The 22,463-nt window shown below is 60.4% G+C and carries 17 protein-coding genes; 9 read left to right on the forward strand and 8 right to left on the reverse strand.

Features of this window, described 5'->3' with window-relative positions:
* Window positions 1-143 precede the first annotated feature (143 nt).
* From LB554_RS19290 to LB554_RS19320, 7 genes are all read left to right on the forward strand, one after another.
* The gene (locus LB554_RS19290) at window positions 144-3,350 is read left to right on the forward strand and encodes a GAF domain-containing protein (protein ID WP_411961404.1); all 3,207 of its coding nucleotides are present in this window, start codon (window positions 144-146) and stop codon (window positions 3,348-3,350) included.
* Window positions 3,351-3,597: 247 nt separating this feature from the next.
* Window positions 3,598-3,741, forward strand: a complete 144-nt coding sequence (locus tag LB554_RS19295) for a hypothetical protein (protein ID WP_167331116.1) — start codon at window positions 3,598-3,600, stop codon at window positions 3,739-3,741.
* A 372-nt stretch (window positions 3,742-4,113) separates the two neighbouring features.
* The gene (locus LB554_RS19300) at window positions 4,114-6,843 is read left to right on the forward strand and encodes a non-ribosomal peptide synthetase (RefSeq protein ID WP_224586252.1); all 2,730 of its coding nucleotides are present in this window, start codon (window positions 4,114-4,116) and stop codon (window positions 6,841-6,843) included.
* Window positions 6,840-7,823, forward strand: coding sequence for an NAD(+) synthase (gene nadE, locus LB554_RS19305; protein WP_015316402.1), 984 nt, complete (start codon window positions 6,840-6,842; stop codon window positions 7,821-7,823). Before LB554_RS19300 ends, nadE begins: the two co-directional genes overlap by 4 nt.
* A gap of 3 nt (window positions 7,824-7,826) precedes the next feature.
* Window positions 7,827-9,848 (forward strand): asparagine synthase (glutamine-hydrolyzing), encoded by a 2,022-nt coding sequence (gene asnB, locus LB554_RS19310; RefSeq protein WP_224586254.1) that lies wholly within the window; start codon window positions 7,827-7,829, stop codon window positions 9,846-9,848.
* Window positions 9,845-11,398 (forward strand): class I adenylate-forming enzyme family protein, encoded by a 1,554-nt coding sequence (locus LB554_RS19315; protein WP_224586256.1) that lies wholly within the window; start codon window positions 9,845-9,847, stop codon window positions 11,396-11,398. Before asnB ends, LB554_RS19315 begins: the two co-directional genes overlap by 4 nt.
* 52 nt (window positions 11,399-11,450) lie before the next feature.
* Entirely contained in the window at window positions 11,451-11,726 is a 276-nt protein-coding gene (locus LB554_RS19320; RefSeq protein ID WP_015316399.1) for an acyl carrier protein, read from the forward strand.
* Window positions 11,727-11,780: 54 nt separating this feature from the next.
* On the opposite strand, the gene LB554_RS19325 is transcribed toward LB554_RS19320, so the two are convergent.
* The 7 genes from LB554_RS19325 to LB554_RS19355 all read right to left on the reverse strand — a co-directional run bounded on the left by LB554_RS19325 (window position 11,781) and on the right by LB554_RS19355 (window position 18,671).
* Window positions 11,781-12,473, reverse strand: a complete 693-nt coding sequence (locus tag LB554_RS19325) for a N5-glutamine methyltransferase family protein (RefSeq protein ID WP_224586258.1) — start codon at window positions 12,471-12,473, stop codon at window positions 11,781-11,783.
* Between the two features lie 60 nt (window positions 12,474-12,533).
* On the reverse strand, window positions 12,534-13,793 hold the full coding sequence (locus LB554_RS19330; protein WP_224586260.1) for a polysaccharide biosynthesis/export family protein: 1,260 nt from the start codon (window positions 13,791-13,793) through the stop codon (window positions 12,534-12,536).
* Window positions 13,780-15,042 carry a hypothetical protein gene (locus LB554_RS19335; RefSeq protein ID WP_224586262.1) on the reverse strand — a complete coding sequence of 421 codons (1,263 nt, stop codon included), beginning with the start codon at window positions 15,040-15,042 and terminating at the stop codon, window positions 13,780-13,782. The genes LB554_RS19330 and LB554_RS19335 overlap by 14 nt, the downstream gene beginning before the upstream one ends.
* Entirely contained in the window at window positions 15,039-16,043 is a 1,005-nt protein-coding gene (locus tag LB554_RS19340; RefSeq protein WP_224586264.1) for an SDR family NAD(P)-dependent oxidoreductase, read from the reverse strand. Before LB554_RS19340 ends, LB554_RS19335 begins: the two co-directional genes overlap by 4 nt.
* A gap of 64 nt (window positions 16,044-16,107) precedes the next feature.
* Window positions 16,108-16,782, reverse strand: a complete 675-nt coding sequence (locus LB554_RS19345; protein WP_140614635.1) for a sugar transferase — start codon at window positions 16,780-16,782, stop codon at window positions 16,108-16,110.
* Window positions 16,779-17,915 (reverse strand): DegT/DnrJ/EryC1/StrS family aminotransferase, encoded by a 1,137-nt coding sequence (locus tag LB554_RS19350; RefSeq protein WP_015316393.1) that lies wholly within the window; start codon window positions 17,913-17,915, stop codon window positions 16,779-16,781. Before LB554_RS19350 ends, LB554_RS19345 begins: the two co-directional genes overlap by 4 nt.
* A gap of 33 nt (window positions 17,916-17,948) precedes the next feature.
* Window positions 17,949-18,671 carry an NDP-sugar synthase gene (locus LB554_RS19355; protein ID WP_015316392.1) on the reverse strand — a complete coding sequence of 241 codons (723 nt, stop codon included), beginning with the start codon at window positions 18,669-18,671 and terminating at the stop codon, window positions 17,949-17,951.
* A gap of 421 nt (window positions 18,672-19,092) precedes the next feature.
* On the opposite strand from LB554_RS19355, the gene LB554_RS19360 reads away from it, so the two are divergent.
* Entirely contained in the window at window positions 19,093-19,764 is a 672-nt protein-coding gene (locus LB554_RS19360) for a LuxR C-terminal-related transcriptional regulator (RefSeq protein ID WP_015316391.1), read from the forward strand.
* A 1-nt stretch (window position 19,765) separates the two neighbouring features.
* Here the strand turns inward: LB554_RS19360 and LB554_RS19365 are convergent, their stop codons facing one another.
* Window positions 19,766-21,505, reverse strand: coding sequence for a PAS domain S-box protein (locus tag LB554_RS19365; protein WP_224586267.1), 1,740 nt, complete (start codon window positions 21,503-21,505; stop codon window positions 19,766-19,768).
* Window positions 21,506-21,689: 184 nt separating this feature from the next.
* Here LB554_RS19365 and LB554_RS19370 point away from each other — a divergent pair, with 184 nt between their 5' ends.
* Window positions 21,690-22,391 (forward strand): helix-turn-helix transcriptional regulator, encoded by a 702-nt coding sequence (locus tag LB554_RS19370; RefSeq protein WP_224586269.1) that lies wholly within the window; start codon window positions 21,690-21,692, stop codon window positions 22,389-22,391.
* Window positions 22,392-22,463: the final 72 nt, after the last annotated feature.

Genomic DNA, 22,463 nt, shown 5'->3' on the forward strand with positions numbered 1-22,463 from the left:
GGAACCGCGAGTGTTCTAAAGTTCAAGGCGACCAAAGGGACATCGTAGATGTTTCTTGCCGTTCAAGCCGCGTCTCGTCGTGTGTCACTCAAGGTGTTCGCGCGAACCGCCGGCCTGCCCGTCAAAGAAGCGTGCGGGCCGCAATGGAACTCTTGGCCGTCAACTGCATTATCCAGTCCGGGCAAAACGGGGGCGATATGGGGGTCACTTCAGGCGATCGTCAATCTGAACTGCAGCGCTTCGAGCTGTTGGCGGCGCTGGGCGACCGGATTCGCGAGATTACTGATCCTGCCGAACTGGCCCACGCTGCCGCGGAACTGGTAGGGAGACATTTCGATGTCAGCCGAGCCGGATACGGCACGATCGATCTTGAGAAAGAAACCATCACGATCGAGAGGGATTGGAACGCGCCAGGCATCAAAAGCCTGGCTGGGACCCTGAATTTCAGGAACTACGGCTCGTATATCGAGGACTTGAAGCGGGGCGACACCGTTGTCTTCGAAAATGCCGAGACAGACCCGCGAACAAGGGATCATGCAGAGGCTCTCAAAGCCATCAGCGCCCAATCCGTCATCAACATGCCGGTTACCGAGCATGGCGGTTTGGTGGCGCTGTTATACCTGAACCACTCCGCGCCCAGACGCTGGGCCAAGGAGGAGGTTGCCCTTATTTCGGAAGTGGCGGACCGGACGCGTACCGCCATCGAGCGGCTTCGCGCTGAGCGAGCGCTGCGTGAGAACGCCGAACGCCTGGCTTTTCTCGACCGTCTTGGAAGGGAGATTGCCCTCGCGGCCGACGCCGACGCCGTCATGGCGATCACCACTCGTCTGTTGGGCGAACATCTTGCCGTCTCGATTTGCGCCTACGCCGACATGGAACAGGATCAGGACCATTTCACCATCCGTGGCGACTGGAGCGCACCCGGCTCGCCCAGCATCAGAGGGTATTACAGTCTTACCGATTTTGGTCGCCTGGCGGTCACCAATCTCAGCGCCAATCGGCCGCTCATCATCAACAACAACCTCGAGGAAATTGCACCCGAGGAGGCAAAGACCTTTCAGGACATCGGCATAACGGCAACCATCTGCATGCCCTTGGTAAAACAGGGCCGGCTGACCGCCCTGATGGCCATTCACGACAAGCAGCCCCGCGTCTGGTCACAGCGCGAACTGTCCTTGCTGACGGAGGTGACGGAGCGGTCCTGGGCTCACATCGAGCGCGTTCGCTCGGAACAGGCGGCCCGGGCCAGTGAGGAGCGCCTCCGGCTCGCCACGGACGCAGCCGCTATCGGGACCTGGGACTACGATCCCGTCACCAAGGCGCTGCGGTGGGATGACCGGTGCAAAGCCCTTTTCGGCCTCCCGCCAGACGCGGAGGTAACATATGAAAGCGCGTTCCTGGCGGGTATTCACCCAGAAGATCGGGCCCGCGCCGACGAGGCCGTACGCCAGGCGCTCGCGCCGGGCACGTCTTCCCGCTACGACATCGAATATCGGACGGTCGGCTTGCACGACGGCAAGGAACGCTGGATTGCGGCAGCGGGCGAGTCGCTTTTCCAGTCAGGGCGTGCGGTCCGCTTCATTGGTACCGTCATGGATATCACCGCGCGAAAGCGGGTGGAGCATCAGCTTCAGATGATGAACGTCACCGCTGCCGCGGTAGCGGCCGAGCTCGACGTGGAGCGGATTGTTCAAACGGTAACTGATGCCGGCGTAGCGCTGTCGGGCGCACAATTCGGAGCTTTCTTCTACAATGTGATCGACGACAAGGGCGACAGCTACATGCTCTACGCTCTGTCGGGCGCACCTCGCTCCGCGTTCGAAAATTTTCCAATGCCTCGCAACACGGCGGTGTTCGACCCCACTTTCCGCGGGACAAGCGTGGTGCGCTCCGACGACATCCTCGCCGACCCCCGCTACGGCAAGAACTGGCCCCGCAAGGGAATGCCGGAGGGCCATCTGCCAGTGCGTTCCTATCTTGCGGTACCGGTCGTCTCGCGTTCGGGAGAGGTGCTGGGCGGCCTCTTCTTTGGTCATGCAGAGATCGGCGTCTTCGCCGAACAGCAAGAGAAGGCCTTGCTGGGGCTTGCGGGCCATGCCGCGACGGCAATCGACAATTCTCGACTGTTCAAGGCGCTGCAGACGCTCAATGGCACCCTTGAACAACGTGTCATGGACGAAGTCGCCGAACGCACCAGAGCAGAAGAGCACCTGCGGCAGGCCCAGAAGATGGAAGCTGTCGGACAGCTTACCGGTGGCATCGCGCACGACTTCAACAATATGCTGGCTGTCATCATCGGCGGACTGAACCTTGTGCAGCGCAAGCTCAGAAACGGCGATACCAACGTCCACCAGTTCGTGACCGGCGCGATCGATGGAGCCCAACGTGCTGCAGAACTTACCAAGCGGCTGCTTGCCTTCTCTCGCCAGCAACCTCTGGCGCCCAAGCGCCTGAATCCAAATCGCCTCGTCTCGGATATGAGTGAATTGCTGAGCCGGACGCTTGGGGAGACAATCCAAATCGAGACCGTGCTCGCCGCGGGACTTTGGCATGTGGAAGTCGACGCAGGGCAGCTGGAAAGCGCGTTGCTCAACCTTTGCGTCAACGCGCGGGATGCCATGCCCGCTGGTGGAAGGCTGACCATCGAGACATCCAATGCCCATGTCGACGACCGGTATGCGAGAGAAAACGCAATACCCTCCGGCCAGTATGTGATGATAGCTGTCACGGACACCGGAACCGGCATGACCGCTGACGTGTTGGCCAGAGCCTTCGATCCGTTCTTCACCACAAAGGGGGTTGGCAAAGGCACCGGGCTGGGGCTCAGCCAGGTTTATGGATTTGTTCGCCAGTCCGGTGGCAGCGTCAAGATTTATTCCGAGCAGGGTATCGGAACCACTTTGAAAATCTATCTGCCGCGCTCGCACGGCGACGTGGTCGACAGCCCGGCCGAGTCCGTGGCGGGCGAGCACCCCGGCAGTGAGGACGAGATCATCATGGTTGTCGAGGATGAAGATCGCGTCCGGCTGATGGCTGCGGAGGCGCTGCGGGAACTGGGCTATTCCGTGTTGGAAATGCAAGGGCCGCGGGACGCGCTGGCGGCCGTCGCAAGCGGGCAAGTGCCGTCGCTTCTGTTCACTGACGTCGTCATGCCGGAGATGTCCGGCCGGGAACTGGTGGATCAGGTCAAGAGCATGCACCCGTCGCTAAAAGTGCTCTACACCACCGGCTACACACGAAACGCGATTGTCCACAACGGCACACTTGATTTTGGAACGGAGCTTTTGACCAAGCCTTACACGATTGACGAATTGGCAGAGAAGATCCGTAAGGTGCTGGATCGCAAGTGAATGGTCACTGCCCGAGGCACACCAATCCCTCTCCGCTTCAGTTGCTTTACGGGACGCCGCGCTTGGGCGGAATTGATGCCTTCGGCAAGACAACTGCCGTACCGCAGAGGCTATTGGGGCTTCGTGCACCCAACAGTGAAACCTTTTCCCTACTCGCAGCTTGTTTGCGACACCGGAGGAAACGATCGTGTCAAGGCGAGATGGAGAAATGGGGGATCAACCGACCAAGAGGCGTCGTACACGTCCCTTGAAGGGCGAGGACGCGGAGGTCCGGCATGTCGTCGAAACGCATGACCTGTCGCCCGCTCAGGCAAGGGAGCTGGTACGTCGCCACGGCAACGATTGGCGCAAGATCGATGAGGCGGCGAAGTCATACAAGGACAGCACCTGACGGAAGCCTCCAGGTCTCTCGGGAAGACGCTAAATCCTGAAAAGCCTATTTACAGCAGCGGCTCATCTCGCCTGACAGGCTTGTTCGCGAGAGCCCGCGATTTCCAATTGAAAAAGAAAGCCCACTGCCTCGGGGGAGTGCAGCGGGCGATCGGCTAGGAGTTGAGGGGACATCTCCACGCTGGGTAAACAACAGATCAACAGCGGATCGGTTCCAACGCTGCTCTCCGTTCATTCGCTTCGCAATACGCGCCCGTGGCAAGGAAACCCGACGCCTAATCTCTTTCCGTGCCTTGTTCATCATCAGAATGATCGATGAATTCCCCCTCTTGCAAGCTCATAACCGGGTATCAACCGCAAACCCAGGCAAGCCATGCTCCCGGCGTATTTGAATGCACCAGCAGCGGATCAGGACCGTCACCAGGATTCTCGGCCCTCCCGCAGATGGATAGACGTCCCGGCCTACGCCCTGGATCAAGGTGGCCCGGCGCTGCGCCTTCATCAGAAGTTGGGCCCGGCATTTGCGGATGTCGGGATTGCCGATCAGCTCAAGAAAGTCGCGGCCCAATTTTCCGAAAAAGCCGCTGTGCATGACGGCGTGAATCAACTGTCGTACTTCGAGCTTGCAACTGCCGTCGAAGTCCTGTCCCGCCGGATCGCTGCCGTCGTTCCCGAGGGGCAGCCGATCGGAATTTATCAACCAAACTCCGTCTGGTACATCGTTGCTGTCCTGGCGAGCATGGCGGCGGGAAGGATTTCGGTCCCGCTCAACGCCCGGGACCCAATCGCCCGTGTCAACGAGATCGTGGGCGTCGCGCGGCTCCGCGCCATTCTTGGCGTTGGAAACCGGCATGCAGGTTTACCCAAGGACATCCGGTGGATCGATGTGACTGCCAGCCCCGCGTCGACGGCGCCGCTGTCATCGACGCAATTGCCTGCCGTATCCGTCGATGCACCGGCGATGGTTCTTTACACGTCTGGCAGCACCGGATCTCCAAAGGGCATAGTCAACAGCCAGCGCAGCCTGCTCTGGCGGGTGCACCAATATGCCGATGCGTGTCACATCAATTCCGACGATGTCTTCCTCCCCTTGACCGGGCCGGCCACCATAGCCGGATGTCGAGAAATCCTGACTTCGGTCCTGTGCGGCGCCACTTTGCATATGGTCGACGTGGAAGCGATCGGCCTGCGTGCGGTTCGCGAGCGAATGCAGCAGGTTGGCGCGACGCTTACTTACCTCGTGCCCGCGCTGCTTCGCGCCCTCATGGCCAATGCCCCCGCCGATGCCTTCGGGTCGCTCAGGGTGGTCCGCGTCGGCGGCGAGAAAGTGCTTTGGACCGACATTGCCCTTTTGCGAAAGGCGATTCCTGCTCATTGCCTCGTACAGATCGGCTACTCGTCAACCGAGACGACCGGGTCACAATGGTTTCTGCCTCGCGTTCAACCAAAGAACCAAACGTCCGTGCCGGTCGGCCGGCTCTTGCCAGGAATAGCTTTTGCGATCGTCAACGAGGACGGTGACAGCGTACCGCGGGGCGGAAGCGGGGAACTCGTCATCAAGAGCCCCTACGTCTTGCTCGGCCACTGGGAAAACGGCACCGTCATCCCCGCCGAGGCGGATCCCGATGATCCAAGTCAACGGATATTCGCGACCGGCGATCTCGTCCAATTGGACAATCGGGGCCTGCTGAGGATCGTCGGCCGCAAGGGGCGGCAGATAAAGATCAACGGTCGGCGCATCGAGCCGGCCGAAGTCGAGAGGATCCTGCGCTCCGCCTCGTCAGTCGAGGATGCGGTGACGATCGTGACCGAGGCCAACGAACTGGTCGCTTTCGCGATCCCCAGGAATTCCGCCGGTCCGGCCTTCGCCGACGACCTTCGCCAGCTGCTTGCAAAGACGCTACCGCCGCCACTGCGGCCGCTTCGGCTCCACAGGGTAGAGGACATTCCGCGCCTGGCGGGCGGAAAAATAGATGTGGCGAAACTCGGGAAAATGGATCTTCTGGCCAAGAAGCCTACCCAAGTTGCCGATCCACCGATTTCAGGCAGCGACCTCAAGGCCCATCAAGCAGTGCAGAATGCCTGGACCAGGGTCCTCAACACGCGGGCAGCCGTCGGGCGATGGGATGAAGCGGGAGGGGACTCGCTGAAGCTGCTCCACTGCGTCATGGAGATCGAGAACGAAATCGGCCAGGAACTGGATCTTGAGGCATTTACCGTAGGGATGAGCGCCGAAGCGATGGTCAGCGCGGTCGCGTCCGCACAAGCCGGCAATGCGCCCGATCATGTGCTGGAGCATGATCGGCCTTTTCTCTTTCTGTTTCCCGGCTCCGTGGGCTATGGGCCTAGTCTTGCAGCCTTCGCCTCAGCCATGGGCAAAGTCGCAACGGTCCGTCCGATAAGATATCCCAGCCTCGCGACCATTCTCAGCGGCCAGAACGATCTTGCCGCCATGGTGGACGCCGCGCTTGAACAGATCAACCGCATCCAGCCGTCAGGCCATGTAAGGCTACTCGGCCACTCGCTCGGCGGAGCCGTCGCATTCGAAGTTGCCGTGCGCCTGCTGAAGGAGGGAAGGTCCGTCAAGTTTGTCGGTATCCTCGACACCAGCCTGGCTGGCGAGCGGAGCCGTCCGTGGGAGACAATCACCCGCACCTTGCGTCGGGTCCGGTCCAACCGCATGTCACCCTATCGAATGGCCTGCCGTGTTTTGGCGAAGCTCACGGTCAAGCTCGGCCAGGAAGCTCGTCTTGCCCAAGCCATCGACCACTTTTCCCGAGGACAATTCAACGCAACCAGCTTCCGCATCAAGCTGGAGCTGCAGGAAGTCTTGCGTGCGCAGGCCTTCTTCCGTTGGTTGGAGCAGCCAAGAACGGTGCTCCCGATCACCGGAACGCTGTTCCGTTGCGCGCGACCGGGAATGCCTCTTGCGATCGGATGGGATCGGGTTTTCGCGGACCTGCAGGTCATCCCGATTGCCGGCAACCACATTGATCTGGTCGTCGAGCCTCACATCGGCGTCAATCGTCCGCTGATCGAGGAGGCGGTCGCTCGCACTTATTCGCCGGCCGAGTCTTCAACCATGAAAGGCAGCTTCGCGTGACTTCGCGGTTCGGCAAGGATGTTCTGGCACTGGATGCGGCCGCGGAGGTCGACCGCATCGTAGCATCCGTGCGCGAGCAGGTATTGGTCACGCTCCGCCGGCGCGGAGTGGTGGTCGGGCTCTCAGGCGGCATCGACAGTTCGGTGGTCGCGTCGTTGTGCGTGGCTGCCTTCGGCAAGGACAGGGTGCTCGGGATCTTCATGCCGGAGCGTGACTCGTCCGGGGACTCGCTGAGGCTGGGGCGCGTTATCGCCGGTCAGCTGGGCATCGACACCATCGCCGAGGACATTGCGCCGGCGCTCGACGCCATCGGTGCCTATAGCCGGCAGATAGAGGCCATTCGCACCGTTGTTCCGGACTACGGCGAAGGGTGGAAATGCAAGCTGGTGCTGACCTCGGTGCTGGAGAGCAAAGGCCTCAATATCACCCGTCTCACCGTTCAGGATCCCCAGGGGAAGATCGATACCGTGCGCCTGTCAGGAGCGGCCTATCTGCAGATAGTGGCCGCGACCAATTACAAGCAGCGCATTCGCAAGATGACTGAGTACTATCACGCGGACCGTCTCGGCTATGCGGTGGCGGGCACGCCTAACCGGCTCGAATATGATCAGGGTTTTTTCGTCAAGCAAGGCGACGGAATCGCTGACCTGATGCCGATCGTCCACCTCTACAAGACGCAGGTCTATCAACTGGCGGAATATCTCGGTGTGGACGGGGAGATCCGGCGCAGGCCGCCGACGACCGACACCTTCTCCATGGCGCAGAGCCAGGAGGAGTTCTACTTCGCCCTGCCCTATCATCAGACGGACCTATGCCTCTACGGCGTGAACCATGGCATCTGCGCCGATGAAGTCGCTGATGTTGCCGGGTTGTCACCAGACGAGGTCCAGAAGGTCTTCAAGGATATCGAAGCCAAGCGTCGAGCGGCGCGCTATCTGCACGCCCAGCCTTTGCCTTCGGTGCCAATGACGGTGGACTGACGGATGTGCGGGATCGCCGGAATTGTCGCGCTGAGCGCCACTGCCCCACCTCCTTCGCGGGAAGCGCTGTTGCGTATGGTGGGCGCGCTCGCACACCGCGGACCCGACGAGCGGGGGCTGTACCGCGACCGACGTGCGGGTTTGGCGCATGCCCGCCTGTCCGTGGTCGACCTGCTGCACGGCCAGCAGCCACTCGCCGACGTGAGCGGCCTGACATGGATCGTCTTCAACGGTGAAATCTTCAACTACGTCGAATTGCGCGACAAGTTGATCGCGCTTGGTCACCGCTTCCGCACGCATAGCGACACGGAAGTCGTGCTCCATGCTTACCAGGCCTGGGGCCAGGCCGCCTTTGGGCGGATGAATGGTCAATGGGCAGTCGCGATATGGGACTCTGCTGCCGGCCGCCTGATCCTGTCGCGTGACCGCTACGGCATCTGCCCGCTGTATTATTGCGAGCACGGCGGCCGCGTCTTCTTTGCAAGCGAAGTCAAAGCCATTTTCGCTGCGGAAACAGCGATTCCTCGCGCCTTTGATCCGACAGGAATCGATCAGACGTTTACATTCTGGACGGTGATCCCGCCGCAGAGCGTCTTCGAAGGCGTCAAGGAACTGCAGCCTGGACATATCCGGCTCTATGAGGGTGGCGTGGCCCGGGAGACGGCTTTCTGGGAGCCGCATTATCCGCGAATTTCCGGTTCCGAGCCTGAATGGTTCACCGGCTCGTGCGACGATGCCGTCGAGGCGATCCGCGGTGCGCTCGAAGCCGCGACGGCGCTGCGGATGGTGCAGGCCGACGTGCCGGTGGGTTGCTATTTGTCCGGTGGGCTCGACAGCTCACTTGTCGCGGCGCTTGGGAGACGTTTCGCGGGGGAGCGCTTCCAGACATTCTCCTTGCGTTTTGCCGACGAGGAATACGACGAGACCTATTTCCAGCGCCTGGTTGCCGCCGCGACCGCGAGCGAGCACCACGAGGTGGTGATTTCCCGCCGCGACATTGCAGCGGTTTTTCCCGAGGTCGTCTACCATACCGAGCGGCCAATCCTGAGGACGGCCCCGGCACCGCTCTTCCTTCTGTCCAAGTTGGTCCGCGAGCGCGGCATCAAGGTTGTGCTGACAGGGGAAGGCGCCGACGAGATGTTCGCCGGCTACGACCTTTTCCGCGAAGGCAAGGTTCGCCGCTTCTGGGGGCGTCAACCTGCTTCGAGCCGGCGTGCGCGACTGCTCGAGCGTCTCTACCCCTATCTGTCGCGCTCACCGGTGCACCAACAGGCCATGGCGCGACAGTTCTTCGGGCGCGATCTTCATGCCTGCGACAGGCCCGGCTTTGCACATGACACGCGCTGGCGCACCACAAGCGCCATCAAGCGCCTATTCTGCCCCGACATGCGCGGCGCCTCGCAGCACCGCAATGCGGTCTCCGAACTGCTCGCCCCTCTCCCCGCCGAATTTTCGCGATGGAGCTTCCTTGCCCAGGACCAGTATCTCGAAATCCGAACGCTGATGTCGGGCTACCTGCTCTCCTCGCAGGGCGACAGGATGCTGATGGCACACTCGGTCGAGGGGCGCTTCCCCTATCTCGACGACGATGTCGTGGCGCTCGCGAATTCGCTTCCGGATGCTTACAAGCTGCGCGTCCTCGACGAAAAGCACGTGCTCAAGCGAGTGGCGCAGCCGATCGTGCCACCGCAAGTCGTTGCCCGCACGAAGCAGCCCTACAGGGCGCCAAACGCGCTTAGTTTCGTTGGTCATGATGCACCAGATTACATTCGCGAAGCACTGTCGGACACGGCATTGCGCGCGGCAAATGTCTTCGATCCGAAATCGGTGGCTTTCCTGCTTGGAAAGTGCCGGTCCAAGGCCGGCGACGGCGATCTCTCCAACTCCGACAACATGGCACTGGTCGGCGTGTTGTCGACCCAGCTTCTGCATCAGCAGTTCATCGCGAGCCGCCCACGCGGAGCGGACAAAGCCGAGCTCAGGATCGACGTTGATCACGAACAGCGGGAAAGGGTCCTGGCATGATCCACGGCGCCGTACCACTCCTGCAGGACTACCTCATCCATTCCGCCGGCCGGCTTGGCGGCAAGGTCGCGTTGGTGGCCGGCAAGCAACGCGTCACCTACGCGGAGATCGATGAGCGCTCCGACAGGATCGCGCATTTCCTGGCCGCGGCCGGCGTCGAGCGCGGCGACCGCGTCATGATCTTCGCCGACAATACGGTCGAAACCGTCGTCAGCTTCTGGGCGGTCCTCAAGGCGAACGCCGTGGTCTGCATCGTCAACCCGCTTACGAAAAGCGAGAAGCTTCATTACCTGCTCAACGATTGCCTGCCAGCGGCGCTGATCACGGACAGCCATCTGCACTCGATATTCTCCCAGCCGTCGCGCGACTGTCACTCGCTGCGGGCGGTGGTTGTCTCTGGGCCGGTCGACGAGGCCGAGTTCAACCGATTGCCGCACGCCGTGCGCTGGGACACGATCGTCGAAAGACCCTCTGTTGCGCCGCCGCGCAAATCGATCGACATCGATCTCGCCGCCATCGTCTACACCTCCGGATCCACCGGGGAACCCAAGGGGGTCATGTTGACGCACGGCAACATGACTGCCGCGTGCGCATCGATCGCCTCCTACCTGGAACTGCGTGAAGATGAGGTGATCCTAAACGTCCTGCCCCTCGCCTTCGACTACGGGCTCTATCAAATGATCATGGCCATTCGCACCGGCGCACGGCTCGTCCTCGAACGCTCCTTCGCTTTTCCGGCGCAGATCCTTCAGGTGATCAAGGACGAGCAGATCACAGGCTTTCCGGGCGTGCCCACGATCTTCGCGGCGCTTGCGGAGCTCAGATCGCTGAAGAGCAACGATTTCGCGAGCATCCGCTATGTCACCAATACGGCGGCCGCCCTGCCGCTCAAGCAGATTGCCATGCTCAGGGAGCTGTTTTCGGGCGCACGCATCTATTCCATGTACGGCCTCACCGAATGCAAACGCTGCAGCTATCTGCCGCCCGACGATCTCGGGCGAAAGCCCCTCAGCGTAGGCATTGCCATTCCCAACACAGAAGTGTGGATCGTCGACGAGAGTGGCAGGCGGGTCGGTCCGGGCGTCGTTGGCCAACTTGTAGTCCGCGGCGCAACGGTGATGAAAGGCTATTGGGGCAAGCCAGAGGCCACGGCAAGGAAGCTGAAGCCGGGGCCGCTGCCGGGCGAGCAGGTCCTCTACACGGGCGACTACTGCCGGATGGACGCTGAAGGCTATTTGTACTTCGTCGGCCGTGGTGACGAGATCATAAAATCACGAGGCGAAAAGGTCGCTCCCAAAGAGGTGGAAAGCGTGCTTATGGACGTCCCTGGGGTGAAGGAAGCCGCAGTTATCGGTGTCCCCGACGACCTCCTCGGGCAAGCGGTCAAAGCATTCGTCGTCATCGAGCAGGGAAGAATTGTCGGCGAAAGGCAGCTCCTGATGGAGTGCCGGAAACGGCTGGAGAATTTCATGGTGCCAAAGACCATCGTCATCGTGCCCAGCCTGCCGATGACCGATACCGGAAAACTCAAGAAAGCGGCCCTGTCGTAGATTGTTTCAGAAGCGCGATCGCAAGTCGCCTTTGCAACGGAGGATGGATTAGATGGATTCCATGATATCGGCCGCGGAAAGCGACGACATTCATATCAACCAGATCCGCAGCTTCCTGGCCTCGAATTTCTACATCGCGGACGTCAAGGCGCTATCCCTCACCGCATCATTGCTCGATCAGGGGATCGTCGACTCGACCGGAGTGCTCGAGGTGATCGGGTTCATCGAAGAGACTTTCGGCATCACAGTGGAAGACAGTGAACTCCTGCCGGAAAACCTCGATTCGATTCAAGGAATCGCGCGGTTCATCGTTCGCAAGAAGAAATGATCTGGCGCAAGAAGCAATGATCTGGACGGTCAGCCCAGTACCGGCCGAACGCAATCATGCCTGCCGCCTGGCCTCTGCCAGGACCACCCGCACTTCACCGGCATGGTTGGCGAAGGTGCGTATCTGCGCGTAGCCCTTGCTGCGCTCCAGAAGACTTATGACCTGGCGGTCCTGACCAAGCCCCACCTCGAACAGCAGGACGCCGCCTGGTCGGAGGTAGCGCAGCGCGTCCTTGACGACCCGCATATGAATGCTGAGCCCATAGGGACCGGCCGCGAATGCCTCTCGCGGCTCGAGCACGACCAGATGGCGGCGGTCACCCTCGAGCCGCTTCTCCGAAATGTAGGGGGGATTGCAGACGATGGCATCAAGCGTGCCGTCGAGTTCCAGTCTGGACACTCCTTCGAACAAATCACCCTGGTGCACTGAAATCCGGTCGGTCAGGCCATGATGAACGACATTTCGCCGCGCCGCGTCGATACAGCCGTCGGTAAGATCGCAGGCCCAAACTCGGGCGGATTGGATATGGCTAGCGATCGCGCAGGCCAGGTTGCCGGCGCCACAGCACATGTCGACGACACGCGGCGCCGGCAGATCCATTGCGCGCAGAACATCCACGGCAATGGAGCCGAGCAGCTCTGTTTCCGGCCGCGGCACTAGCGCACCGGGCGCAACCAGGATCTCCATTCCCATGAAGATGATGCTGCCTTTGTTGTAAGCGCCGACGACGCTGATCTCTTCGCTCACGACCGTTCTCGCAACGACATCGAAGATATTGCCGCTGCCGGCGACACCGGCAGGGATTGTCTATTGCACCGCCGCGCTTTCGAGCGCGCTGCTGAATCTGACCTCGATCGTATCACCCGGCGCCACCGCGGTATCCTGGTCGGCCGGCTGCTTGCGCCATTGCGCATCGACGGAGCGGATGATCGTCACCTGGGCCCGCACGGTTTCGCCGCCGATCGGCTGCGGCAAGGCGGATGCTCCCTGCGGCTGCAATTTCTGGCTGACCGCGTGCAGCCTTGCGGTGATGTCGGCCAGGCGCGCCTGTGTATCCCGCAACTCGTTCAACAAACCCGTACGCCTCTGGTTGTCATTGCGCTCGATCTGCCTTGCAAGATCATCCTGTTGGCGCCGAGCCCTCATGAGTTCGACCGATGTTTCAAGCGCACGGCTCGAGGACAGAAGCACCGAGCGCCGGACATCGGCGAGCCGGTTGTTGGTCAGGTTGCCAGCCTTGAAGAGCTTGGTCACCTGCGCCAAATCCTCTTCATCGGCCTTGACTCCATCGGCTTCGTCCTGCTCGCGCTGGAGCAACGCCTGGACCTGGGTCGCTGCATCCTTGGCGCCCTTCTCCAGAAAGCTCTGCTCCTGCTCGAAGTTGTCCAGCGAGAGCTTCAGCCCTTCTGCCTCGGCCCGCGCGATTTCGGTTGCGAGGGAAGAAGACAGCGGAAAGCCTTGGGGGGCCTTCATGTCGAAATCGGGCTGTTTTTGAAGTTCGGCACGTATGCGCGCACTGTGGAAATAGTCCTTGATGTATTCTCCCCAGATCGTCTCATAATCGCGCTGCAAGTCCGTTGGGTCCGGCCCAGCCTGGTTCGCCCGTGCACGCAAGAGGCTGAAGCCGCCGGCGACGGCTATCGCCTGCCGAACCGTCATGAGCGGACGAAAGGCTTGCTGGCCAGGAGCGAGCACTTCGCCAGTCACGTAGATTGGGCGGTATTCAGCGACGATCGCCGTCACGTCGCCGGGCCTGACGACCGCCACCTGCTCACGGCCGTCCGGCATGCGTATGTGGTAGATCTTGGTCGGCAGGATCGCCTGCAAGCGCGTCTGAAGTTCGGATGGGGTCAGGCCGGCGACAGGCACCGTGCCTGCCTCGGCGAGGACGATGGTGCCGTCCATCTGCACCACCGCACGCTGCGTCCGCTCGGGAAGCGAGGTGATTGCGATCTCGATGGTGTCTCCGGGCGAAATTCGATAGATCGTGGCATCGGCTGCCGCAGCCATCGGCAGGGCGCAAAGCATCGCAAGTGTCGCAAGGAAGAATCGGCTAAGGTTGACCATTCGCGACAATCTCCTTCTTGTCCTGGTTTTCGGGCCAGTCGACGCGGGTGACGAAGTCGTAAACAGGTCCACCGGCCACGCCCCAATTGCTGGACCAGATCACCTGTGTGCCGTCCGGCGAAGGTGACGCATGCGTCTCGCTCCAGTAGTCGAAGGGCGCGTTGCGGGTCTGTACGATGCGCCGAACTTCGCCGCTGCCGTCGATGCGCAACGCGATGACTTCCCGTGCATATGGTGCCCAGCCTGGATTGGCCGATATCTCCTCAGGGTTGCCGCCATAGGTCAGGAAGACCCAGCCGGGCCGCTTCAGAGCCCGCGACGATGCATGCTCTGCTTCGCCGTATCCGGTCAGGGAGGTCACCTTCCCATCGGACAGTCTTCGCTTGATTACGTGATACTTGTCGGGGCCGGATTTGCTGATGCCTACATAGACCTCGCTGCCGTCGTCATCGAGCGTAAGGTCTCCGTGGCCGGGGCGATGATGGTCCGTCCACCTCTGTCGCAAGGTGCCATCGACACTGAAAATGGCCCTCTGCTCGGTGCCGTCTGCCAGGTTTTGAAAGCAAAGGATGTTCGTGCCGAGCGGGGAGATGGTGCAGGAGCTGGTGGTTCCAGGAACCTGAGCGAGATCGATGTCCGGGAATTTGAACCGATCCGCGAGATCGAAGGCGAACACCACCGCTTTTCCATCGGCGCGGACAGCGCGGACGGCTATACGTTTGCCGTCACGGCTTGGATTGCCCTTCGACGGCCCGAACTGCAGATCGTGGTATTGAGCCGTGACGAAGACAACGTCTTCGTGGTTTGTCCTTGGCGCCCATGTCGAGATCTTCCGATCCTCAACGCAGATCATCACGTCTGCGTTTCGAGGATGCCATTCGCATTCACCGCCTTTGTCGCGGTGGAATAGCGGAGCATATGTCTTGCCGTTAAGGAAGCACAGCCCGTTGCAGCCATTGGCCAGCACGAGCAGGCTCTGGTCCGCATTCCAGGCTTGAGCGCTCGAATAGCGATGGCTGCAATATTTCGTCCCACACACGACACCTCCCCCAAGTGCGCCCGGTTTGGTGATGCGCATGAAATTCGTGCCGAATGCCGGGTCTGTCGCGGGATGCAGATAATCTGGGAGATCCATCGGCATTGGCGCGACGAACGTCGTGGACATGCTGTTTCCTTGGCTGTCGGCCGCCCGCAGCAGGACAGCAAAGGCGATCAGGAGCAGTGCCAATGGGAATGGGTAAAACCTCATGTCATGTAGCTCATTTCGCGGCGTACCCGACCTTCGCCGAGGCGCGCTCGCCACCAATCGATGGTTCTGGCCAAGCCGTGGCGCAAACTCGTTTGCGCAGTCCATCCGGTTTCACGTTCGAGCCGTGATGAATCGGCCAACAGAGCGCGAACCTCGGAGTTTTGCGGCCGCAATCGACTCTCGTCGCGGTGGACGGGCTTCTTGCAGTTGCTCAGCTCGAGCACGAGATCGAGCACGTCCGATATTGTCACGGCACGCTGGCTTCCAGCATTGTAGGCATGGCCGAATTCGAGTGTGGCTGAACCCGCACTCAGGAAGGCAGCCGCTGTGTCCTCGACGAAGGTCAGGTCGCGGACCGGGCTGGTATCGCCCACCATGATCGAAACACATTTTGGATCGACCGCCTGCCGGATGATCGTCGGTATTATGGCTCGTTCGCTTTGCCGCGGCCCGAATGTATTGAACGGCCGGAGGATCACGACGGGCAGGTCGAAGGATCTGGCATAGGACTGCGCCATCATGTCGGCGCCGATCTTGGACGCCGAATATGGCGATTGCCCCTGAAGAGGATGGGACTCGCTGATCGGCATGCTGAGCGCCGTGCCGTAAACCTCACTGGTCGAGGTGTGAATGATCCGTTCCGTCTCCCACTGGCGGGCCGCTTCAAGGACATTCAGCGTCCCCATGATATTGGTTTCCACATAGGACTGGGCGGCCGCGTATGAGTACGGGATCGCGATAAGCGCAGCGAGATGAAACACGACGGCTTGGCCGCGCACGATCCTGCTCAGGAATGCACCGTCGCGTACATCGCCTCGAACGAGTTTCAGATGACCTCGGATGTCGTCTGGCAGATCATCCAGCCATCCATGACTGTCGAACGAATTATAGAGGGCCAATGCGGTCACCTCGGCACCGTTGCGGACGAGTGCCTCGGTCAGATGCGATCCAATGAACCCATCCGCGCCAGTGACCAGAACTCTCTTGCCATTGTAGCTCATAACCAGGTGTTCCTTCTTTCACCTGAAGCGCTCCGGTTGCCGAGCGCGCACACACAAACAGCCTTCAGCGCCTGAGCAGCCCGACAGGCACCCAGCCGATTACCGCCAGAAAACCGAGGATCATCCACACAACATCCGAAGCGATGGTTCGTCGGGGATAATAGGAAAGATCGAACTTGGCTTTGATCGGAAACAGCGCCTCCCTGTAGAAGGACGACAGGTCTCCTGAGACCGGGTAGAGAGAGGCTTCGTGACGGAAAAGAACTTGCGTCGGGCCGACCAAGCCGGGTTTATATCTTAGGACCGCCTCGAAGCCGCCATGGAAGCAGTCAGCAAAGGCGAGGCTTTCCGGCCGTGGCCCCACGATGGCCATGTCGCCTCTGAGCACATTCCAGAGTTGCGGCAACTCATCCAGTTTGGTGCTGGCCAAAATGCGCCCGATCTTCGTCAGCCGACGGTCGCCTATGCTGGTCAACGCAGGGCCCTGAGGATCACACAGAACCTCGAATTTGCGGAACTTATAGATATGAAACATGCGCCCCCCTGCACCGATGCGAGGCTGCCGGAAAAGCACGGGGCGTCCGCCCTCGAGAAATAGCGCAAATGCAATCAGCAACATCAGCGGCGCGAAAACGATCGCGGCCAAGGATGCGGCCACGACATCCATCGCGCGTCTGCCAAAACCATGGCTCACGCCTGACACGACGGGCGGGTGTATGGATAGATCAAACGCGTTCATGCGGCGGTTCCCGCGTGGATGCCGCTGTTGAGCGCGGTCGCCAGGACGTCCACCACGGCTTCAACCGCGGGCGCGGTAATCTGAGGATGCAGCGGAATGGTCAACTCTCGTTCCGCGAAATCCTCGGTGCGCGGCAGGTGGGTACCCGGGTAAAGCTCACGGTAGAGGGTCATCTGATGAACGGGCGGGTAATGGACCGTGGTTTGTATGTCCTGCGCCCGCAGCTCATCGACGACATGCTGCCTATTGACGTAGCGCGGCAAGAGGATCGGCATGATGTGGTAAGCCGAGGCTCGCGGTTCTTCGAAGGGTATTGTGATTGCCGGGCAACGCAACGCGATAAGGCGCCGGTACAACACGACAAGAATGCGCCGTATCTCGTTCCACTCCTGCAGGTTCTGGAGTTGAACCAAGCCGATCGCGGCCCGCATTTCGTCCATTCGGTAGTTGAAGCCGAGCATGGTCACATCGTAATGCGCGGTGCGGCTGTTCAGTCGCTGGCGTGTTCCGGTGGTCATGCCGTGCGCGCGAGCCTGGCGAATCCTGTCCAGCAGTTGGGGGTCCCGGGCAATTACGGCCCCGCCCTCCGCCGTCGTCATGTTCTTGTTGCCGTAGAAGCTGAAGGCGGCGCCCGCACCAAAGGTGCCAACCGCTTTTAGGCCGGGAGCATGTGCCGCATCCTCGATGATCGAGAGCCCGCGTGCGCTGGCGAATGCTTGCCAGGCGTCCTTGTCGGCAAGATAGCCGGCGAAATGAACCAGGATCACGGCCCTGGTGCGAGGGCTGCAGCGTGCTTCTGCTTCTTTGAGCGACATCAGAGGGACGTCTGCCGATTCTATGTCGACAAAGACAGGAGTGGCGCCGACATAGAGCACTGCGTTCGCGGTAGCCACGAAGGTCAGCGAAGGAACCAGCACCTCGTCGCCCGGACCAATCCCCAATCCGTGAAGGATAAGATGAAGGGCTGCGGTGCAGGAACTAACCGCTACGCAGTCCTCTGCCTCGTGCATCAAGGCAAACGCCTCTTCGAAAGCCCGGACCCGTTCACCCATCGTCAGCCAACCGCTGTCGATCACTTTCGCCAAAGCCGCTTTTTCTGGCACTCCCAGGACCGGGGAACTTACCAAGAGCATCGTCACCTCCTCGATGATCCTCGCGCCTGGCCGTTACGCTGCCGCGGCGGCCACTTCGATGGACGCCGACTGCTCTTCCCAGGAAACTGTCTGCGCGTTCTGGAAGTCCTCGACGCGTCCGATGTCGAGCCAAAGACCTTCGTGCTTGTAGACATGCACGACGCGTCCGGCCTGGAGCATCTGCAGCATGAGATCGTCGAACCCAAACGGTATCCCGGATGGGATGAAGTCGAGGACGTCCGGGTTCATGCAGTAGATGCCCATGCTGACCAGGTGCGACAGCGCAGGCTTCTCGCGGAACACCTGGACGGTGTTGTCAACCTCGTCGATCACACCGAAATCCATCTTGGTAAGCCGCAGCGAAGTCGCTATCGTGACGGAGTCTTTGTGCAGGCGGTGCGCTGCGGTAAACCGGCTGATGCTCAGGTCGGTCAGCACATCGCCGTTCAAGACAATGAACGGCTCATTCAATTCGTCTCTGATCAAGGAAAGCGGGCCGATCGTTCCGAGCGGTTCCATTTCCTGCGTGTAGCGGATCCTCAGATTCCACTGCGAGCCGTCACCGCACACGCTCCGGATCAGGTGCCCGAGATAGCCGGTGGTGACGTAGACGTCTTCGATTCCGCTACGCCGCAGCCATTTCAGCAGCAACTCGAGGACTGGCCGCGCGCCAATTGGCATCAGCGGCTTGGGCAAAACCGATGTAAATGGCCGAAGGCGCGTTCCCATGCCACCGCATTGAATTACCGCTTTCATTCGATCCTCCCTACGCACATGGCCAGAGTTGGCCTTGACGGCTGAAACCGCATCCGGAGCCAAGACGGCGAACCGCCTCGCGCAGCAGGGTTTCAGTTGTCCGAACCTGCGAGAGATTAGGGAGCGAACCGGGATACTGTCGTCGTGCGTTTGAATGGCACGGGCGAATTTCTCTGATCCCGGAACCGTAGGGGACGAAACATATCCCGCGGACCTGACGGGCGTGGTCGAGACGCGCAACAGACCAAGGTCCCACTTGAATTGCGATTGAAGGTAAACATTTTCCTAAAACCGAGCTACATTAGCGTACGGTAATTAGCAGGACGGGGTTGTAGGACGTCGGGGTCCACCTTTCTGGACGTACCGGCGCTCCTGCAAGGCGCGGCCAGGTAGTGCGGGTTGTTTGTGCGTGGGGGTTTCTATGTACAAGATCGTCATAGCCGATGATCATGGCCTTTATCGACGTGGCTTGCGCATGGCGCTGACAGCCGGAATCCCTGGAGCCGAAATAATCGAGGCGACCTGTTTTGATGCCGTGGTTGGGCTCCTGGCCGAACACGAAACAATTGATCTTGCGATCCTGGACCTGAACATGCCCGGGCTGCTCACCCAGGAAGTGCTCGGCGACGTTCTCGCCGCCTATCCCAAAAGCAGGTTTGCGATTGTGTCAGGAAACGATTCACGATCGGAAATTTTGTTGGCCCTTTCAGTTGGCCTCCACGGCTACATCGTGAAGTCGCAGCCGGATGAGGAGGTGGTGCTGGCTGTCAAAGAGATCTTGTCAGGCCGCATCTATGTACCAGCCCTCCTGTCGCGAAGCTCTGGCGCAGCCGCGCCTCAGACGCATAGATCTCCCGTGGAGGCTTCGCACCAGGCCTTGGCCAGCCCAGGTTCTCTGGGAAGGCTCACGTCAAGGCAAAAGGACGTGCTCAAGCTTATGGCCGAAGGTTATTCGAACAAGGAGATCGCCCGCGATCTCGACATCGCCGAGGCCACGACGAAGATCCATGCCGCCGCAATCTTGCGTGAACTGGGAGTCCGAAACCGCACCGAGGTCGCTGTTTTGATGAGGACATGGCTTGGAACGATCTAAGTTAAGGCTGAATCTCGCCCTGGGATAGGCGTAGCTGATATCGCAATCCACCAGCCGACATTTCCAGTTTCGAAGAGTGACCGACCAAGGGCGTTCCATCGGCGCCAAGGACAATCGACCCAAAACCTTTCCGCAGGACAGGCTTGGCATTTCGGCCGCCTCGTTCGATCCAGTCGAACACGATGTCGCCGTCCGAGCCCTCGGGTGCGACGCCCCACCTTACCTCCACCTGGCCTTGGGAGTTCCCGAGCACCCCGTGCTTGACCGAATTTGTCGTGAGTTCGTGGACGACCATCGCGAAACTTTCCGCAGCGCCTCCGACGATTCTGACATGAGGCCCTGTGATCGTTGCTCTGTGTGCCTCCGCGTAGGGGCGAAGCGCATGTGCGACAATATCGCGGATCGTAGATGATAACTCTGCATTGTTGATCAACAGCAGGTGCGTGGATTCGAGCGCCCGAATTCGCTCTAAAAGATCTCCTCTGTACTTGGAAATATCCTGGTCTGAAGCAGGGATCATTTTCACGACAGCCGTGATCACGGCAAACAGATTACTGAGCCGGTGCCGCTGTTCAAGTATAAGCCGCTCCTGTCTTCTCACCGCGGCCCGCAACAGTGTCGTCTGCCGCCGCTCGGTAAGGTCAGCCGCGATCCCGAACCGCTGATGATAGCCATCGCGGATGTCCTCACGGCCGCGCAGGGCAATCCAGCGGAACTGTCCGTCCGACCGCCGAACCCGAACCTCTGCGTCGTAGTTGGCGGTTGCCGCGATGAATTCTGAATGGGCCCCGAGTTTTGGCCAGTCCGCCGTATGAATGATCGCCGACAGCTCGTCCAGAGGACGGGAAGCGGCTGGCGGCAAACCAAGAATTTCCCAAAATTGATCTGAACCGGAGACAATTCTCTCCTTGTAGTCCACGCGCCATGTGCCAAGCCTTCCGGCGAGCAGCGCAAGGTCCAGCCATTCCTTTTGGCTCAAGAGCGCTTCGCTTGCAGCCCTGCGTTCAGTGATATCCTCGAAGACGACAAATATGCCCATCGGCAGTTGTTTCTCCGGACCAGACCAAGAGAGCGTCACGCGAGCCCAGAAAACAGTGCCATCCTTCCTTCTCAAGCGCATTTCCAAGCCAAACGACGGCGCCTCCGCGCTTAGACCACGTCCAAGCCTGGCGAACAGATCGCGTTCGTCAGGATGAACGAGCGTTTCGATATGCTGGCCGACGAGCTCTTCCTGTGCGTAGCCGGACATACTGCACATGCACATGTTGACCTGCAGCAGCTCGCCACGGTCATTTGCGGTCGCAAATCCCAAGGCGGCCCGCTCGAAAGCCCAGCGATATCGCGCTTCGGTCGTTTCGATGGCGGTAAGCCTGGTCTCGGCGACATCGAGCGCGCTCCTCAACTCCTGCCTTGAACGATGGAAAAGAAAGGCGATCATCCCGCCGGACAAGGCGAGGAGAATGGCCCCGGAAAGATCATCTCCGACCAACTGACCGTTCGCCGCCAGGCGAACTGCCAAGCCGACAGCCACCATGGCAAACGTGGCAGCCATCGCAGGCCAGCGGTCCTCCAGGAAGGCGATGATGACAATCGCCGGCACACATTCCAGAAAGGCCGCACTGCCACCACCTGTCAGCGACGATTTCATCTCGATAAAAAGGGTAGCCAGCAGGACGGCCGACGAAACCAGATGTTGTCGTAGCCTGTCCGACAGTACGGGACCGCCTATCCGCAATCTCATCCTGACTACCTACAACTTTTGGCTTAGCCAATGCGGCTTAGAGCCTTTGGTTATCGGACCTAGTGCTGCTGCTCGCTTTCGCGCGCCGAAATGTCAGCCTATCAGAATCATCAGAAGAAAGTTCCAACACTTAGCCCATGCGCTGGCGCCGATCTGACAGCGAAACCGGAAAGTGGTGACGACAATGAACCTGGTCGAACGGCCGAGAAGTACTGTTTTCCAAGTGCAACGTGCGATGGCGGCCATGGGGCCTGGCAGCAGGCCGTCTCCCTTGCGCCATGCCCAAAGCTCCGACCGGCAGGTTGAAAGGCCTGCTGCCGCCACCGAAGGTGACCAACCGCCGCTGCATTCTTTCCCGGGTATGCTTGATCGCCTTGGCTACGGATGTCTCGTGCTCAGCGAAACCAGGAAAGTCCTCAAGTGGAACGCCACCGCGCGCGTCATTCTCAGCGGTTATGGCAGCCAGGTGAACAACGCCGACGGCCTTTCGGGAGCGCTCAGAAGCCTGATCGCGAACGTGCCGTGCCACCTCAACCCCGGATCGTTTGCATGGATTGTGATCCGCAGCAGCGGAGATCGCCCCGTTGTCATCAACGAGCGCGGCCTCTTCGCAGCCGACAACACGATCGTCGTCGCCCTGTTGGACCGAGAGACGAAATCGGCGCCCAACCCTCAAACCCTGCAGCGAATGTTCGGTTTGACCGGAGCCGAGACACATCTGGCGGTGCGGTTGGCAAAGGGCTACACCCCGTTGGAAATCGCTGAAAGTTGTGCGCTCAGCCGGACGACCATCCGAACCCAGCTCGCATCACTGTTCGCCAAAACTGAAACCAGGCGTCAGGCAGAATTGGTCACCCTTCTCGCACGCGTCTCGGTGTTGCCCTAGGCCGTAGACTCATTATCGCGTAACCAGAGGCGGACTGCGACGAGTTTGAGAGCGGCAAGATAGTTTTCAGCC

Source organism: Mesorhizobium sp. CO1-1-11 (assembly GCF_020164995.1).
GTDB classification, from domain to species: Bacteria; Pseudomonadota; Alphaproteobacteria; order Rhizobiales; family Rhizobiaceae; genus Mesorhizobium; species Mesorhizobium australicum.

Excerpts from the sequence above, each read along its gene's own strand:
- LB554_RS19290 (WP_411961404.1), top strand. The coding sequence starts at position 144 with ATGGAACTCTTGGCCGTCAACTGCATTATCCAGTCCGGGCAAAACGGG.
- LB554_RS19300 (WP_224586252.1), top strand. The coding sequence starts at position 4,114 with ATGCTCCCGGCGTATTTGAATGCACCAGCAGCGGATCAGGACCGTCAC.
- asnB (WP_224586254.1), top strand. The coding sequence starts at position 7,827 with ATGTGCGGGATCGCCGGAATTGTCGCGCTGAGCGCCACTGCCCCACCT.
- LB554_RS19315 (WP_224586256.1), top strand. The coding sequence starts at position 9,845 with ATGATCCACGGCGCCGTACCACTCCTGCAGGACTACCTCATCCATTCC.
- LB554_RS19320 (WP_015316399.1), top strand. The coding sequence starts at position 11,451 with ATGGATTCCATGATATCGGCCGCGGAAAGCGACGACATTCATATCAAC.
- LB554_RS19330 (WP_224586260.1), bottom strand. The coding sequence starts at position 13,793 with ATGGTCAACCTTAGCCGATTCTTCCTTGCGACACTTGCGATGCTTTGC.
- LB554_RS19335 (WP_224586262.1), bottom strand. The coding sequence starts at position 15,042 with ATGAGGTTTTACCCATTCCCATTGGCACTGCTCCTGATCGCCTTTGCT.
- LB554_RS19340 (WP_224586264.1), bottom strand. The coding sequence starts at position 16,043 with ATGAGCTACAATGGCAAGAGAGTTCTGGTCACTGGCGCGGATGGGTTC.
- LB554_RS19345 (WP_140614635.1), bottom strand. The coding sequence starts at position 16,782 with ATGAACGCGTTTGATCTATCCATACACCCGCCCGTCGTGTCAGGCGTG.
- LB554_RS19350 (WP_015316393.1), bottom strand. The coding sequence starts at position 17,915 with ATGCTCTTGGTAAGTTCCCCGGTCCTGGGAGTGCCAGAAAAAGCGGCT.
- LB554_RS19355 (WP_015316392.1), bottom strand. The coding sequence starts at position 18,671 with ATGAAAGCGGTAATTCAATGCGGTGGCATGGGAACGCGCCTTCGGCCA.
- LB554_RS19360 (WP_015316391.1), top strand. The coding sequence starts at position 19,093 with ATGTACAAGATCGTCATAGCCGATGATCATGGCCTTTATCGACGTGGC.
- LB554_RS19365 (WP_224586267.1), bottom strand. The coding sequence starts at position 21,505 with ATGAGATTGCGGATAGGCGGTCCCGTACTGTCGGACAGGCTACGACAA.
- LB554_RS19370 (WP_224586269.1), top strand. The coding sequence starts at position 21,690 with ATGAACCTGGTCGAACGGCCGAGAAGTACTGTTTTCCAAGTGCAACGT.